The organism is Neisseria sp. P0024.S006 (assembly GCF_051956595.1).
Classification (GTDB): domain Bacteria; phylum Pseudomonadota; class Gammaproteobacteria; order Burkholderiales; family Neisseriaceae; genus Neisseria.
The window spans coordinates 175,775-191,006 of the sequence record NZ_JBQCXH010000003.1; the positions used below are offsets into that span (position 1 = coordinate 175,775).

Annotated in this window: 13 protein-coding genes; 7 read left to right on the forward strand and 6 right to left on the reverse strand. The window is 49.8% G+C overall.

All coding sequences use genetic code 11. The features are described from left to right. Window positions 1-258: 258 nt before the first annotated feature. Entirely contained in the window at window positions 259-885 is a 627-nt protein-coding gene (tmk, locus tag ACTHUF_RS06935; protein ID WP_315095093.1) for a dTMP kinase, read from the reverse strand. Window positions 886-952: 67 nt separating this feature from the next. Then, window positions 953-1,948, reverse strand: a complete 996-nt coding sequence (gene mltG / locus ACTHUF_RS06940) for an endolytic transglycosylase MltG (protein ID WP_315095095.1) — start codon at window positions 1,946-1,948, stop codon at window positions 953-955. A 115-nt stretch (window positions 1,949-2,063) separates the two neighbouring features. Between mltG and ampD the strand changes: the two genes are divergently transcribed. The 4 genes from ampD to galU all read left to right on the forward strand — a co-directional run bounded on the left by ampD (window position 2,064) and on the right by galU (window position 7,672). Further along, a complete protein-coding gene (gene ampD, locus ACTHUF_RS06945) occupies window positions 2,064-2,630 on the forward strand; it encodes a 1,6-anhydro-N-acetylmuramyl-L-alanine amidase AmpD (protein ID WP_315095097.1) in 567 nt (188 codons plus the stop codon). Between the two features lie 177 nt (window positions 2,631-2,807). Further along, on the forward strand, window positions 2,808-4,076 hold the full coding sequence (locus tag ACTHUF_RS06950; RefSeq protein WP_188213858.1) for a cell division protein ZipA C-terminal FtsZ-binding domain-containing protein: 1,269 nt from the start codon (window positions 2,808-2,810) through the stop codon (window positions 4,074-4,076). Between the two features lie 140 nt (window positions 4,077-4,216). Beyond that, on the forward strand, window positions 4,217-6,685 hold the full coding sequence (gene ligA / locus ACTHUF_RS06955) for an NAD-dependent DNA ligase LigA (RefSeq protein ID WP_315095100.1): 2,469 nt from the start codon (window positions 4,217-4,219) through the stop codon (window positions 6,683-6,685). Window positions 6,686-6,808: 123 nt separating this feature from the next. After that, on the forward strand, window positions 6,809-7,672 hold the full coding sequence (galU, locus tag ACTHUF_RS06960; RefSeq protein WP_315095102.1) for a UTP--glucose-1-phosphate uridylyltransferase GalU: 864 nt from the start codon (window positions 6,809-6,811) through the stop codon (window positions 7,670-7,672). A gap of 54 nt (window positions 7,673-7,726) precedes the next feature. On the opposite strand, the gene ACTHUF_RS06965 is transcribed toward galU, so the two are convergent. Further along, window positions 7,727-9,184, reverse strand: a complete 1,458-nt coding sequence (locus ACTHUF_RS06965) for a TrkH family potassium uptake protein (RefSeq protein WP_440407444.1) — start codon at window positions 9,182-9,184, stop codon at window positions 7,727-7,729. Between the two features lie 211 nt (window positions 9,185-9,395). On the opposite strand from ACTHUF_RS06965, the gene ACTHUF_RS06970 reads away from it, so the two are divergent. From ACTHUF_RS06970 to ACTHUF_RS06980, 3 genes are all read left to right on the forward strand, one after another. Then, complete coding sequence (locus tag ACTHUF_RS06970; RefSeq protein WP_003747294.1) at window positions 9,396-9,671, forward strand: type B 50S ribosomal protein L31; 276 nt, start codon at window positions 9,396-9,398, stop codon at window positions 9,669-9,671. Continuing rightward, on the forward strand, window positions 9,671-9,796 hold the full coding sequence (gene ykgO / locus ACTHUF_RS06975; RefSeq protein WP_003685279.1) for a type B 50S ribosomal protein L36: 126 nt from the start codon (window positions 9,671-9,673) through the stop codon (window positions 9,794-9,796). The genes ACTHUF_RS06970 and ykgO overlap by 1 nt, the downstream gene beginning before the upstream one ends. A 241-nt stretch (window positions 9,797-10,037) precedes the next feature. Further along, window positions 10,038-10,430 (forward strand): MliC family protein, encoded by a 393-nt coding sequence (locus tag ACTHUF_RS06980; RefSeq protein WP_049348337.1) that lies wholly within the window; start codon window positions 10,038-10,040, stop codon window positions 10,428-10,430. Window positions 10,431-10,637: 207 nt separating this feature from the next. Here the strand turns inward: ACTHUF_RS06980 and ACTHUF_RS06985 are convergent, their stop codons facing one another. The 3 genes from ACTHUF_RS06985 to ribF all read right to left on the reverse strand — a co-directional run bounded on the left by ACTHUF_RS06985 (window position 10,638) and on the right by ribF (window position 15,176). Continuing rightward, window positions 10,638-11,012 (reverse strand): DUF5071 domain-containing protein, encoded by a 375-nt coding sequence (locus ACTHUF_RS06985; protein ID WP_315095110.1) that lies wholly within the window; start codon window positions 11,010-11,012, stop codon window positions 10,638-10,640. 306 nt (window positions 11,013-11,318) lie between these two features. Beyond that, complete coding sequence (gene ileS, locus ACTHUF_RS06990; RefSeq protein WP_440407392.1) at window positions 11,319-14,111, reverse strand: isoleucine--tRNA ligase; 2,793 nt, start codon at window positions 14,109-14,111, stop codon at window positions 11,319-11,321. Between the two features lie 138 nt (window positions 14,112-14,249). Next, window positions 14,250-15,176 carry a bifunctional riboflavin kinase/FAD synthetase gene (gene ribF, locus ACTHUF_RS06995; protein WP_049348334.1) on the reverse strand — a complete coding sequence of 309 codons (927 nt, stop codon included), beginning with the start codon at window positions 15,174-15,176 and terminating at the stop codon, window positions 14,250-14,252. Window positions 15,177-15,232 lie beyond the last annotated feature (56 nt).

Here is a 15,232-nt window from a genome sequence, read left to right on the forward strand (position 1 = left end):
ATCCTGTTTGCGAGAGAGAGATTTTACAGCGAACAAGTCTGAAACGGGCTGCTTCAGACATTTAAACTTCTAAAGTCGGTTTGTTAACAGACCGGCTTTGTAAGAGGCCGTAATTTTATCATGTTCTTTCGGTGGCGCATACCTATATTTATTTCATTTGTTTTGATGTTTCGGTTTAATCGGTTTTATGTCTAAAAACTTCTGTAATAATATTTCTTCGGTACATCAGTCTTCTTTCAGACGGCATTTTATTTAAACTTAAACATTCAATCCAAAATGACTGTCCAGCGCGGTTTCAATCTGGGTTTTGACTGCGTCCAGACTTTGGCTGCTGTCGATGACGGCGTATCGTTCCGGCTGTTTGGCAGCACGTTGCAAATACACTTCCCGCACCCGATTGAAAAACTCGGCTGCCTCTTGCTCGAAGCGGTCTTTCTCGCGCGTTTGGCTGATGCGCGCCATCGATACTTCCAAAGGCACATCCAACAGCAAGGTCAAATCGGGACGGAAATCGCCCTGCACCCAATGCTCAAGCGTGGCAATATCTTGCAAGGGAACGCCGCGCCCGCCGCCTTGATAGGCAAACGTTGCATCGGTAAAGCGGTCGGAAACGACATGCGTGCCGTTTTTCAGGGCAGGCAGAATGACGGTTTCCAAGTGTTGCTGTCTGGCGGCAAACATCAGCAGGGTTTCGGTGCGCAGGCTGACTTGGGTGGCAGGGTTGAGCAGGATTTCGCGCAATGCCTCTCCGGCAGGCGTGCCTCCCGGTTCGCGCGTAAACAATACGGGCAGCTTGTGTTTCTCAAACCATGCTTTCATTACGGCGAGGTTGGTGGATTTGCCTGCGCCGTCTATGCCATCAAGGGTAATAAATCTGGGTTTCATATGGATATCGTTAATCTAAAGGCCGTCTGAAACAGGAATTATAAATGTTTCAGACGGCCTATTCGGTTTATTTCTTCAAAATATATTTGCGTACGGCGGCGTTGTGTTCAGAAAGATTGTGGCTGAACTCGCTCAGGCCCGTACCATCCATTTTTGAGACAAAATACAGATATTTTTCATTAGATGGATGACCCGCCGCCTCAAGCGCGGCCTTGCCGGGAAGCGCAATCGGCGTCGGCGTCAAACCGCTGCGCGTATAAGTATTGTAAGGCGTATCGCGTTGCAGGTCGGCTTTGCGGATTCTGCCCTTATACGCATCGCCCATACCATAGATGACAGTCGGGTCGGTTTGCAGGCGCATGCCGATATTCAGGCGGTTGACGAATACGGCGGCCACATGGGCGCGGTCGTCTTCGTGCGCGGTTTCTTTTTCAATCAGACTCGCCATAATCAGCATTTCGTACGGATTTTTATAAGGCAGGCCGTTTTGACGGTCGTCCCATGCTTCTTGCAGGTTTTCCCGCATTTTACGGTAGGCGATTTTATAAATTTGAAGATCGCTGCCGCCGGCATCAATTTCGTAACTATCCGGGAAAAACTGTCCTTCGGGATTGCTGCTCAAAGCGTCGGGTGCTACTTCGGCCATCAGTTTTTCATCGCTCCAGCCGCGCGTATCATGGGCAATATCGGCAGTATTGTCGATAATACGGCGCATTTGGGCAAACCGCGCGCCCTCTAGAATTTGCACGCTGACCGAATCAGGGCGGCCTTTTTTAATGCGTTTTAAAATGTCCCAAGCCGATACTTTGGCAGACAGGCGGTAAGAGCCGGCATTGAGTTGGTTGTGCACGCCCATCACATATGCGGCGGCTACCAACACATAACGGTTATAAACAATGCCGTCTTGAGCCAGTTTGCGGCTGACAGAAGAGATACCTTGATTCTTAGCAACGGTAATACGGTATGGTTTGCCGTTGTTTTTCGGAACAAACAACAATGCGGCAACCACGGCGGCAAATGCCGTCAAAAATACGGCCAGCCATTTCAACAATTTTTTCAACATGGTAGGATTCTTGGTTTGTGAACGTGTCGGGCGACAGTATAACCGAAAACAAGCATATTAAGCCTGCCGCATTCCCCAACGTATGTTTTCCTATCCCGAAAGGCCGTCTGAAACCATGAATTCTCCTTCAAAAAACACTTGGCAAAACGGCCGTTGGCTGAATGCACGCCAAACTCATTCGCCCAATTTTAGCCCGCGCGAACCGGATGAAGACATCTCATTGGTTGTCCTCCACAATATTTCCCTTCCTCCTTTTGAGTACAACACAGGGGCAGTGGAAAAATTGTTTACCAACCAAATCAACCCTGACGAGCATCCTTTCTTCAGCATCATCCACACCTTACGCGTCTCCAGCCATTTTTTCATCAGCCGTGAAGGCGAAACCGTCCAATTCGTTTCCTGCGACGACATGGCCTATCATGCAGGCATATCGTCGTTTCAAGGCAGAGAAAAATGCAACGCCTTTTCCATCGGTATTGAATTGGAAGGCTGCGATTTCGAGCTTTTTACCGAAGCACAATACACCAGCCTGCAAGCCTTGTTGACCGCCATTTCCGAACATTATCCGATTCAGGCCGTTACCGGTCATCAGGACATCGCGTCGGACAGGAAAACCGATCCCGGACATTTCTTCGATTGGTTTCGTCTTCAAAAAGCAGGTTTTCCCGTCCGACACGGATAACTTTCAGACGGCCTGAACACTGATTGGCAGACATAATGCTGTCACAACCGTTTATTTTCGTTATAATTCAGCTATTCATTCGGACGCATAAAGTCCGGCTCCAACGAACTGCCCGCGCAGCAAGATTCCGCACCCTGAAAAAGACGGAATGCTGCCTTTTTAAAAAGTGATTACTCCATGATTTTCATCGTCTTAGCCCTCGCCGCCCTTTTGGCGGTCATCGGTTACAACATGTACCAGGAAAACCAATACCGCAAACAAGTGCGCGAACAATTCGGCCATTCCGATAAAGACGCACTTTTGACCAGCAAAACCAAACACGTCCGCGACAGCAAAGAAACCGGCGGCCAAGGTTTGTTTATCAAGAAAAACAAAAAAAACGAAGAGGCATTGCGCAACCTGCAGGAACAAGATGAAATCTACGCGGCCAAAGCCAAACTGGCCCACCCTGCCCAGCTTAAAACCGATGTCGAGCTGACTGTGGAAGACGACTTCTCCGCAGAAGAAAAAGTCCAACACACCGTTATCGGCTTGAACAACGAAATTACCGTAAGCCCAGCCGAAGCCGCTTCTGCTCCAGTAGAAACCGCAGCCGAGCCTGTAGTACAAGTACCATTGATCAGCCTGGACGAATTGTCTCAAGTCGAGCTGCCTTGGTTTGACCCGCGCTTCGACTACATGGCCTACATCTCCCTGAAACAAGCCCAAGAATTGCACGCCCTGCCGCGCCTTTCCGCTACCCACCGCTTCCAAATCATCGGTTGCACCATGGACGACCATTTCCGTGTTGCCGAGCCGATTCCGGGCGTTTACTACCAAGGCTTCGTCATGGGCCTGCAAGCTGTCAGCCGCAACGGTTTGGCCGCGCGTGAAGAGTTGCAACACTTCGACCAACAGGTTGATGCTTTTGCCCAACTGATGGACGGCAAAGTTTTGCATACCGACTTGGACGCGTTCACCGAAGTCGCACAAGCACTCGACCAATTCTGTGCGCGTGTTGACCAAACCATCGCCATTCACTTGGTTTCCCACTCCAATATCAGCGGCGTAGAATTGCGTGCCGCCGTGGAAGAAACCGGTTTCAAATTGGGCGAAGACGGCGCGTTCCACTTCGGCGACAACAACAATCCTCAATTGTTCTCCATCCATACCTTGGACAATAAACCGTTTACCAATCCTTTGCTGGACAACCAAGCCTACCGTGGCTTCAGCATGCTGCTGGATATTCCGCACGTTCCGGCCGGCGAAAAAACTTTCGACAAATTCATGGACTTGGCAGTCAAACTTTCCGGCCAACTCAGCTTGGATTTGGTTAACGACCAAATGGAAGAAGTTTCCACCCAATGGCTCAAAGACGTACGCAACTACGTTTTGGCCCGTCAGGAAGAAATGCTTAAAGTCGGCCTCAAACCCGGCAGCAAACAAGCCCTGCGCCTGTTCTCCTAAATTTCCCCAATCAAAAAGCGGATATGCAATGACGGCATATCCGCTTTTTTTCAGGTAAAATCCCTTCATCTTCAATATTCATCGATTTTCAGACGGCCTCTCTATCATCAGGCCGTCTGAAAACTCTATTTCGATTGCACATGAATCCGACCGCACAACGTATCAAATACCTGACCGACCTCCTCAACCGCTACGCCTACGAATACTACACCCTAGATGAGCCCAGCGTACCCGACGCCGAATACGACAAATTGTTCCGCGAGCTTGAAGCATTGGAACGAAACTACCCCGAGCTCAAGCTGCCCGACAGCCCGACCCAGCGCGTCGGCGGCGAGCCTTTGGCAGGCTTTGCCGAAGTGCGCCACGAAGTACCGATGCTGTCGCTGACCAACGCCTTCTCGCCACAAGATGAAAACGGCGTATTCGACCATGCCGAAATGTATGCTTTCGATGAGCGCGTGCGTGGCGGTTTGAACGGCGAAAAACCGGAATACGTTATCGAACCTAAATTTGACGGTCTGGCCATCAGCCTGCTCTACCGCGACGGCGTATTGATTCAAGCGGCAACGCGCGGTGACGGCACCACAGGCGAAGACGTTACCCAAAACGTCAAAACCGTATCCAACATTCCCCTGCGCCTGCATGGAGAAAATATTCCCGAGCTTATCGAAATACGCGGCGAAGTACTGATGCTCAAAGCCGATTTTGCCGCCTTAAACGCACGACAGGCTGAAAACGGACAAAAACCTTTTGCCAATCCGCGCAATGCCGCCGCAGGTAGCCTGCGCCAACTCGATTCGCGCATTACAGCACAGCGTAAACTGCATTTCTTCCCCTATTCTATCGCCCGACAACAAGGCGGTTTTGTCGCGGAAGAACACCTGCAAGAGCTGAGCTATTGTAAAGAACTCAGCTTCAGCCTGCCCGACGGCAATTTCGGCTGTTTCAAAAATATCGGCGAAGTATTGGCGTTTTACGAACAAATGCAGCAAAAACGCCCTACTCTACCATACGAAATCGATGGCATGGTCGTCAAAGTCAACAGCTTGGCGCAACAGCGCGAACTCGGCTTCATCTCCCGTGCGCCGCGCTGGGCCATTGCCCATAAATTCCCTGCCGAAGAAGCATTGACCATTGTCGAAGCCATTGATGTACAAATCGGGCGCACCGGCGCAGTAACCCCGGTTGCTCGCCTGCAACCTGTATTTGTCGGCGGCGTTACCGTTACCAATGCTACGCTGCACAATCAAGATGAAGTGTCTCGAAAAGACGTACGCGTTGGCGATACCGTTGTCGTGCGCCGCGCCGGAGACGTGATTCCCGAGGTAGTCCGCGTGATTTTCGAACGCCGCCCAATGCAGGAAACCAATATTTCCGTTTCAGACGGCCTGCAAGACGATTTGTTTGCCGAAACACCTTCTAAAACCCAAGTCAAACCGCTTCACAAACCCTACCGCCTGCCCACCCATTGCCCTATCTGCCGTAGCGAAATCGAACGCGAAGAAGGCGAAGCGGTTGCCCGGTGCAGCGGAGGTATGCTTTGCCAAGCACAACGCGCGCAAGGTTTAATCCACTTCGCCTCACGCAAAGCCATGGACATTGACGGACTCGGTCAAAAACAAATCGAGCAGCTTGTCGCCCAAGACCTCGTCCGCCATTTCGCCGACCTCTACCACCTCGATATTCCGACCCTGCAAAAAATGAAGGAAATGGCGGACAAAGCATCGGCTAGTGAAGAAGAACCATCAAACAGTGGGATTGGAGACTTTGAAGGCGAGACCGGCAATACTCTGCTTGCCAAAAACAATAAAAAACAGCCGACCAAATGGGCTGAAAACATCCTTACAGGCATAGAAGCCAGCAAAACGCCCGAACTTGCGCGCTTCCTCTTTGCCCTCGGCATCCGTCACGTCGGCGAACGTACCGCCAAAACGCTGGCGCAGGCATTCGGTACGCTCGAACACGTCCGCCGCGCACCCGAACCCATCCTCGCCTGCCTGCCCGATATCGGCACGGTGGTTGCCCACTCCATCGCCCACTTTTTTGCCCAAGAAGCGCAACAGGCGATGATAGACGAGCTGCTGGAAGTGGGTGTTGCCCCGCAAAGCCAGGCTGTCACCATCCCGCCGCTGCGCCATGCCGAGCCGCAACGCTGGATTGCCCGTCTGCCCGATTTTAAAATCAGCGAAACCAAAGCACTGGCCTTGTGGGAACTCGCCGGACAAAGCATAGAAGGTCTGCAAACTGACAAAGCGTTGCCTGCCGATTGGCAAGCCTGGCGCAGCAAACCGCAAAACGCAGCCCTGCTTGAAAATATGAAAACTTTCTTTGCACAAACACTGTCTAATCTTCAAGATGAAACTATTTCAGACGGCATTAACGAGGCCGTAGCAGGTAAAACCTTTGTATTGACAGGGACTTTACCCACGCTCAAACGCGACCAAGCCCAAGCTATAATCGAAGTCGCAGGCGGTAAAGTTTCCGGCAGCGTATCCAAAAAAACCGACTACGTTGTCGCCGGAGAAGCAGCAGGCAGTAAATTGGAAAAAGCCCAAACACTGGGCATAGCCGTATTGAGCGAAGAAGAATTACTGACGTTGCTGAGATAAGACAGTATCTATGAGCAATCCGCCTTTTAAACCGACTGATACTTTATCATGTGGTATTATTACTACATACGACTACACCTTTACACTTTTGGGGTATAACCCTTAATCAAATAGGATAATAATATGAAACCCATTAAAAAATGCGTCTTCCCTGTTGCCGGTATGGGCACCCGTTTCCTGCCTGCAACCAAAGCCAGCCCCAAAGAAATGCTGCCTATCGTGGACAAACCTCTGATTCAATATGCAGTCGAAGAAGCGGTTGAAGCCGGCTGTACCGAAATGGTATTCATCACCGGCCGTAACAAACGCAGCATCGAAGACCACTTCGACAAAGCATACGAGTTGGAAACCGAATTGGAATTGCGTCGAAAAGACAAACTGCTGGCGCATGTTCGCGATATCCTGCCTTCCAACATTACCTGCATGTACATCCGTCAAACCGAAGCATTGGGTTTGGGCCATGCCGTATTGTGCGCGCAGGCAGCCGTTGGTAACGAGCCTTTTGCCGTTATTTTGGCAGACGATTTGATTGATACGCCTAAAGGCGCGCTAAAACAAATGGTTGACGTGTACAACCAAAGCGGCAACAGCGTTTTAGGCGTTGAAACCATCGATCCTTCCCAAACCGGTTCTTACGGTATCGTCGAAGTCGAGCAGCTGAAAAACTATCAACGTATTATCAACATCGTTGAAAAACCCAAACCGGAAGAAGCGCCTTCCAACCTCGCCGTTGTCGGCCGCTACATCCTGACCCCGCGTATTTTTGACTTGTTGACCAACCTGCCGCGCGGTGCCGGCGGTGAAATCCAACTGACCGACGGTATCGCCCGCCTGCTTGATCATGAGTTTGTCTTGGCTCACGCATTTGAAGGCAAGCGCTATGACTGCGGCAGCAAATTGGGTTACCTTGAAGCGACTGTAGCTTACGGTTTGAAACACCCTGAAACCGGCGAACAATTTAAAGAACTGCTCAAGCAATACGCTTAAATTCAGCTATTTATAAAAAGGCCGTCTGAAATTTCAGACGGCCTTTTTCTACACTTATTTCTTCCAATATGCCGGAGTAAACAAAATTAAAACAGTAAAAATTTCCAAACGTCCCAACAGCATCACTGCCGCACACAGCCATTTCTGCACATCGCTCAGTGCGGCATAATTATGCGACGGACCGACTGCACCCAAGCCCGGCCCTGCATTGGTAATACAGGCGATGACTGCCGTGAAGGCGGATAAAAAGTCCAAGCCTGCGGCCATCAGTAAAAAGCTAAATACGATGACCGTCATAAAGTAAATAAAAATGAACGACATAACGGTCAGCGCCATACGATCCGGAATGGAGTTGTTGTTCACCTTTACCGTACGAACCGCACGCGGGTGCAGCAAAATCAACATCTCGCGCAAGCTGAATTTGAACAACACCAAAGCGCGCACATTTTTAATACCGCCGCCCATAGAGCCTGAGCTTGCCAAGACGTTCGATAGGAAAAACATCCACAACGACACAATCAGCGGCCATTGTGCAAAGTCAGCATTGGAGAAACCGCTGGCCAAACCGATGGACACAAAGTTGAAGCTGACAAAACGCAAAGCTTCGCCAAGGCTTTGGTACACGTCCTGCTGCCACAGATACAATGCCGAAATCAAAATACTGCCCGATAAAATCAGCAGCATGGTGCGGCATTCTTCATCCTTCCAATACACCCGCCAAGAGCGGTTGCCCAGCGCAGTAAAATGGCTGGCAAAATTGATACCGCCCCAGACAGTAAAAAACATCAACGTCCACTCGACTGCTACAGAATCAAAATAGGCAACGCTGTCATCATGCGTTGAAAAACCGCCTAAAGCCACAGCCGACATCGCATGGCATAAGGCGTCAAACCAGCCCATGCCGGCAATATGCAAGGACACAAAGGCAGCGGCAGTTGTCAGCGCATAAGCAAACCATAGCCGTTTGGCCACTTGCGAAATACGGGGAGCCATCTTGCTTTCTTTATCCATACCCGGAATTTCGGCTTTGAAAAGCTGCGTGCCCCCCACGCCCAACATCGGCAAAATCGCCACAGCCAGCACGATAATACCCATGCCGCCGAGCCAGTTGAGCATATGCCGCCAAAAGTTTACAGACGGCGCCAGCGTATCCAAGCCGGAAATCACTGTCGCACCCGTCGTCGTCAGCCCCGACATCGCTTCAAAAAATGCATCGGTAAAACTTATGGACGGCATATAGAAATAAATCGGCATCGCCGCCACGACAGCAAAAGCCAGCCACAGCATCAGTACCAGGGTAAATCCGTCGCGCGGCCGCAATTCACGGTTGAAACGCAGCGTCAGCACCCACGTTACGCACGACACCAGCAACACAGTCAAAGCAGTATAGGCAAATACGAAAAACGCGCTGTCGTGATAAAAATACGACATCAGTGTCGGCACGGCCAACAGCAATGAAAACAACAGCCCCAGCTTGGACAATACATGGACAATCGGCATCACCTTGCTTATCGCACCACCCAATCTGAAACCCTTATGCAGATACATCATATTCCTATCATCAGAAAACAAAATGTTTCAGACGGCCTCATAAAAAAAGGCCGTCTGAAACCGCATATTTTATCAAAATGCCGCAATCCCGTGATAAAGAAAAACAAAAAACACTTGTCTGCTCTTTTTCTAGGAGTATAATGTTATACCATAACATTCACTGGAGAAAGAAATGAAACCCGATATTCACCCGGACAACTATCGTACCGTCCTGTTTTACGACAGCGGCGCAGACCAAGGATGGCTCATCCGTTCATGCGCCAATACCCACGGCAAAACCATGGTTTGGAAAGACGGCATAGAGTACCCCCTCTTTTCGCTTGATACTTCTTCCGCGTCCCACCCCGTGTACACAGGCAAACAACGCAATGTCAATATCGAAGGCCGCGCCAGCAAGTTCAACCAACGTTACCAATCCATGATGTCTTCTTTCAGAAAGGATAAATGATGCAAGTCCTCTCATCCCTGAAAACTGCAAAAAAACGACACCGCGACTGCCAAATTGTCCGCCGAAAAGGCAAAGTGTACGTTATTTGCAAGAGCAACCCACGCTTTAAAGCACGCCAGCGTTAGGCGGCCCAACCCATATTTCAATGTAACTCTCTGAATTTTCCGCACTTTCGTTTACCTCTAGCGCAAGTGCGGCTTTTTTTCAAACGGCATTAATCATTCATATCAAAACTACAAAAAATCCTGCCATACTCCCAAAAACAGGAAGAAAAAGTAAATAATGGTTATCCCTATTGTGAAGCCATAAAGATATTTATAACATGCCGCTACATTCTCCCTTCAACACTGACCATAGGAGTCAAAAATGAAAGTAAAAGCCCTGCTTGCAATTGCCGCCGCCATGAGCCTCGCTGCCTGCGCCGCACCCGAAGCCCATCAACATGACCATGGTCACCGTCACGAACACAATCATGACCACGGCCGTGCACATGATCATGATGCCCGTGTTCAATCATTCAGCTGCGAAAACGGCCTGTCTGTACAAGTCCGCAACCTGAGCACCGATCAAGTTGAATTGCGCCTTGACGACAAAGTTGCCACCCTGTCTTCTGCCGTTGCAGGTTCAGGCGAACGCTATGTTGCCAACCAAGGCCTGTTCGGCAAAGGCGCTGAATGGCATCAAAAAGGCAGCGAAGCATTCTTCGGCTTCACTGACCCATACGGCAACAAAGTAGAAACTTCTTGCTCTGCCCGCTAATTTCTACTTAAAAATAGAATAGCTAAAGGCCGTCTGAAAACTTGTTTCAGACGGCTTTTTATATCGGATAAAACGAAAGTTCGTTTAAGGACAAAATGTAAATATGAGGCTATTTGAAGGTTCAAAATACATCGAATAAGTAAGACCCTTTGAAAGGCACCTTCTCCGACAAAACATTATTTCAAAATCATTAAATATGTATCTAACTTAATTTAAAACTTTTTCCAAGATTTCTTTAAGGTTCTCATCATCTTCATCCAAAGTTAATTTTTCTGAAATATTATGAAGACAATGTTCCAAATCAATAGCTAAGGTTACTTGGTTTTGATAGGATAATTTTGGATAAAGTTCAAGTAAAACCCAATAAATGCATATACTATCATTTGAGTAAAAAATATTTGAAACGAATGGAAGTAATGTATCTTGTCTTTCTACAAAGATTTCAACAATTTCGCTAAAAATAGGAAAGTTGGCATCTCCCAACCACCCAGAGAGCCATTCTCCCATCTCAATTAATTCCTCATCGTTGCACTCCTTGATCCTTTTGCAAGCCTTGATGTCAAACTTATCTTTAGGGCGCATATGATACCTCATTGTTTTATTAAAGACTTTCAAACAAAGGAATTGTAATGATTGATCTTAATTATAGACACATGATTATGAGTCATTCCTATATCCTCAACAAATTCTCCCTGACGTAAGAGTTATTTTGTGCAATTAAACTCCTACCCTGCAATAACTTGAAACCCTATCCTGCATTTTACCTAAATCACAAATTCCAATTACCCTTCAAAATCTATTCGCTATACGAAACAGATTCAATAAACAAAGGCCGTCTGAAAACCTATTTCCAAAGTTTTCAGACGGCCTTTATCTTAGACCAAACAATTAAGCGTAATGTCTGTCTTCGCCTTTACCGTCAACGTTGTCGGCACAACGTTTACAGATGATTTCATGGCCTGCAACTGCGCCCACATCGTGGGTATAGTGCCAGCAGCGTTCGCATTTTTCACCATCGCTGGCTTTGGCGGTAACGGTAAGTTCATCGCCTACTTTCACTTCGACTTTAGACACCAGCAAAGCAAAACGCAATTCTTCGCCCAAAGTGTTCAGATAGTCGGCAATTTCTTCTGGAGCCGTAATTTCGGCTTCTGCTTGCAATGAAGAGCCAACGGTTTTGTCTGTACGCAAAGGCTCGATGGCGGCGGTTACGGCTTCGCGGGCTTCGCGGATTGCCGTCCATTTTTTCACCAGTTCGGCTTCAGCTTTTTCGTTGATTGGTGGGAACTCATGCCATGTGTGGAAGAGGACGCTGTCTTCTTCGCCGCCGCCGATGATGTCCCACGCTTCTTCGCCGGTGAAGCACAAAATCGGTGCAATCAAGAGAACCAGGCTGCGCGTGATGTGGTACAGGGCGGTTTGCGCGCTGCGGCGGGCGTGGCTGTCGGCTTTGGTGGTATAGAGGCGGTCTTTCAGGATGTCAAGGTAGAACGCGCCCAAATCCTCCGAACAGAAAGAAACAATGTCTTTTACAGCAAAGTGGAAGGCATAGCGCGGATAGAAGTCGCCTGCCAGACGCTCTTGCAGCTGACGTGCCAATACCAAGGCATAGCGGTCGATTTCCACCATGTCTGCCTGTTGCACGGCATCTTCAATAGGATTGAAGTCGCTGAGGTTGGCAAACAGGAAGCTCAAAGTGTTGCGGATACGGCGGTAGCTTTCGGTGACGCGTTTGAGGATTTCTTTGGAAATCGCCAATTCACCGCTGTAATCGGTAGATGCCGCCCACAGGCGCAGGATGTCGGCGCCGAACTCATTATAGACTTCTTGCGGTGCAACAACATTGCCGATGGATTTCGACATTTTGCGGCCGTTTTGGTCAACCACAAAACCGTGGGTCAGGAGCTGTTTGTACGGGGCGCGTCCCATTGAAGAGGCGCAGCCGGTCAGCATGGAGGATTGGAACCAGCCGCGGTGTTGGTCGCTGCCTTCGAGGTAGAGGTCGGCAGGCCAGTCTAATTCTTTACGCTGTTTCAAGACAGAATAATGGGTCGAGCCGGAGTCGAACCATACGTCCATCGTGTCGGAAAGTTTGTCGTAGTTTTCGCAATCTTCCGCGCTCAATAATTCGCTTTTATCGAGTGAGAACCATGCTTCGATGCCTTTTTCTTCGATGCGTTGTGCTACTTTCTCCAAAAGCTCGGCAGAGTTCGGATGCAGCTCGCCCGTTTCTTTGTGGACGAAGAAAGTCATCGGTGTACCCCAATAGCGTTGGCGCGAAACCACCCAGTCAGGACGGCCTTCGATCATGGCTTCCAAGCGCGCGCGACCCCAAGACGGGAAGAATTCGGTGTCGTCCACGGCTTTGATGGCTTTGTCGCGCAGGGTTTTGCCGTCGCTTCCCGCTTTATCCATACCGACAAACCATTGACCCGTCGCGCGGTAAATCAGCGGGGTTTTGTGGCGCCAGCAGTGGGCATAGCTGTGTTCGATTTTGTTGCTTGCCAAAAGGTTGCCGGTTTCTTCCAGCCATTGCAGGATGACGGGATTCGCTTCCCAAACGCTCATGCCTGCGACGCGCGGCGTTTCGCTGATGTATCGGCCTTCGGCGTTGACAGGGTTGTAAAGCTCGATGCCGTATTTGTTGCAGACGGCGTAGTCCTCCAAACCGTGAGCGGGGGCGGTGTGCACCAAGCCGGTACCGGCATCGGTGGTAACGTGTTCGCCGTTGAGCATGAGGATATCGCGTTCGAGGAACGGATGGTTCATGTGCAGGTTTTCCAGCTTGTCGCCGGTGGTTTCAGCAAGGACGTTGAGGTCGTCTGAAGCAAAATCGTAGCGTTTGAGCGCGTCTTCTGCCAAATCTTTCGCCAATACCAATTTGCCTTTAGGCGTATCAATCAGTTGATACACCACGTCTGCGCCGGCTGAAACAGCTTGGCTCGCAGGTAGCGTCCAAGGCGTGGTTGTCCAGATGACGGCAAACGCTGTGCCTTCGATACCTGGCAAACCGAATGCGGCGGCAAGCGCGGCAGTGTCTTTAAACGGATAGGCAACGTCAATCGCAGGCGATACTTTGTCTTTGTATTCCACTTCCGCTTCCGCCAGTGAAGAACCGCAGTCCAAGCAGAACTGAACCGGTTTCGCGCCACGGTATAGATAGCCCGATTTGTAGATTTCACCGAGCATACGCACGGTATCGGCCTCGGTCTTGAAATCCATGGTCAGGTAAGGATTGTCCCAATCGCCCAACACGCCCAAGCGGATAAAGTCTTTTTTCTGACGGGCAATCTGTTCGGCGGCGTATTCACGGCACAATTCGCGGAAACGGGCTTTGGGCATGTCTTTGCCGTGCAGCTTTTCTACCATCACTTCGATGGGCAGGCCATGGCAGTCCCAACCCGGTACATAAGGCGCATCAAAACCGGCTTGGGTTTTGCTGCGGATAATGATGTCTTTGAGGATTTTGTTGACGGCATGACCGATGTGGATGTCGCCGTTGGCATACGGAGGACCGTCGTGCAGAATGAATTTCGGACGGCCTTTGGCGATTTCGCGCAGTTTTTGGTAGCGTTTTTGCTCGTACCAGCTTTTCAGCCATGCAGGCTCGCGCTTGGCAAGATTGCCGCGCATTGGAAACGGGCTTTCGAGCAGGTTTACGGTTTTACTGTAATCGGTCATTTTCTAATCTCTATTGTTGCGGTATTTCGGTTTCAGACGGCCTGATTGCTCATTTTAAAAAGAACAGGCCGTCTGAAAGAATTCAAAGGACTTATTGTAGCCCAATTGTCTTGATTTTATAAGCGTATAGAAGCGTTTCTATGGTTTCCAAACCTTTGCATCTTCCATATCTTGCAAAATTTGGGTTTTCAATGCTTCGATACTTTCAAATTTTTTCTCGTCACGCAGTTTGTGCAGGAAGCGGACGAAGATGCGCTGGCCGTACAAATCGCCGTTGAAATCGAACAGGTGGACTTCCAACTTTTGCGAACGATTGTTGCTGACAGTGGGGTTAAAACCAAAGCTGGCCACGCCTCGGCGCGTACCGAATGCGCCGTCTGCTTCGACGACAAATACGCCGCTTAGCGCATAATGATACGGGGGAAGCTGGACGTTGGCGGTAGGCGCGTTGATGGTGCGGCCGAGCTTTTGCCCGTGCTTGACCTTGCCGCTTAACACGTAATCGTGCCCCAACAGTTTTTTGGCGTATTCCAACTTGCCGTCTGAAAGGGCTTGGCGGACGGCGGTACTGCTGGTGCGGATGTCTTCAACGATAACGGACGGTGTGCACTCGGTTTGCATATCGGGCTGTTGTGCCAAAAGTTCGAAACAGCCTTCCCGACCCGCACCGAAACGGAAATCATCGCCAATCAGCAGATAACGCGTATTGAGCGTTTTTCGCAAAAGCCGGTCGATAAACACTTGTGCGCTCATCTCGGAGAAAGTTTGGTTAAAGCGCAAAACCCAAACAGCATCCACGCAGCCGGTTTCACGCAAAAGGCGCAATTTGGTACGCAGCGGACTAATGCGGTAAGGCAGCTTTTTCCCGGCTTTACGCGCAAAAAACTCTTTGGGCTGAGGCTCAAAAATAACAACGACAACAGGCAGACCGCGCCGGTCTGCCTCTCGTTTGAGTTTTTGCAGGATATGTTTGTGCCCGAGGTGTACGCCGTCGAAGTTGCCGATGGTTACGGCGGCTCCTTGCGGAAATTGGGGCGGGTGTCGCTGTCCAAGCCAGATGTTCATGGGTGGTGGGTAGTGTGTTTGAATAGGCGGTTATTGTAAACGTTATTGCCGTTTCA

Excerpts from the sequence above, each read along its gene's own strand:
- tmk (WP_315095093.1), bottom strand. The coding sequence starts at position 885 with ATGAAACCCAGATTTATTACCCTTGATGGCATAGACGGCGCAGGCAAA.
- mltG (WP_315095095.1), bottom strand. The coding sequence starts at position 1,948 with ATGTTGAAAAAATTGTTGAAATGGCTGGCCGTATTTTTGACGGCATTT.
- ampD (WP_315095097.1), top strand. The coding sequence starts at position 2,064 with ATGAATTCTCCTTCAAAAAACACTTGGCAAAACGGCCGTTGGCTGAAT.
- ACTHUF_RS06950 (WP_188213858.1), top strand. The coding sequence starts at position 2,808 with ATGATTTTCATCGTCTTAGCCCTCGCCGCCCTTTTGGCGGTCATCGGT.
- ligA (WP_315095100.1), top strand. The coding sequence starts at position 4,217 with ATGAATCCGACCGCACAACGTATCAAATACCTGACCGACCTCCTCAAC.
- galU (WP_315095102.1), top strand. The coding sequence starts at position 6,809 with ATGAAACCCATTAAAAAATGCGTCTTCCCTGTTGCCGGTATGGGCACC.
- ACTHUF_RS06970 (WP_003747294.1), top strand. The coding sequence starts at position 9,396 with ATGAAACCCGATATTCACCCGGACAACTATCGTACCGTCCTGTTTTAC.
- ykgO (WP_003685279.1), top strand. The coding sequence starts at position 9,671 with ATGCAAGTCCTCTCATCCCTGAAAACTGCAAAAAAACGACACCGCGAC.
- ACTHUF_RS06980 (WP_049348337.1), top strand. The coding sequence starts at position 10,038 with ATGAAAGTAAAAGCCCTGCTTGCAATTGCCGCCGCCATGAGCCTCGCT.
- ACTHUF_RS06985 (WP_315095110.1), bottom strand. The coding sequence starts at position 11,012 with ATGCGCCCTAAAGATAAGTTTGACATCAAGGCTTGCAAAAGGATCAAG.
- ileS (WP_440407392.1), bottom strand. The coding sequence starts at position 14,111 with ATGACCGATTACAGTAAAACCGTAAACCTGCTCGAAAGCCCGTTTCCA.
- ribF (WP_049348334.1), bottom strand. The coding sequence starts at position 15,176 with ATGAACATCTGGCTTGGACAGCGACACCCGCCCCAATTTCCGCAAGGA.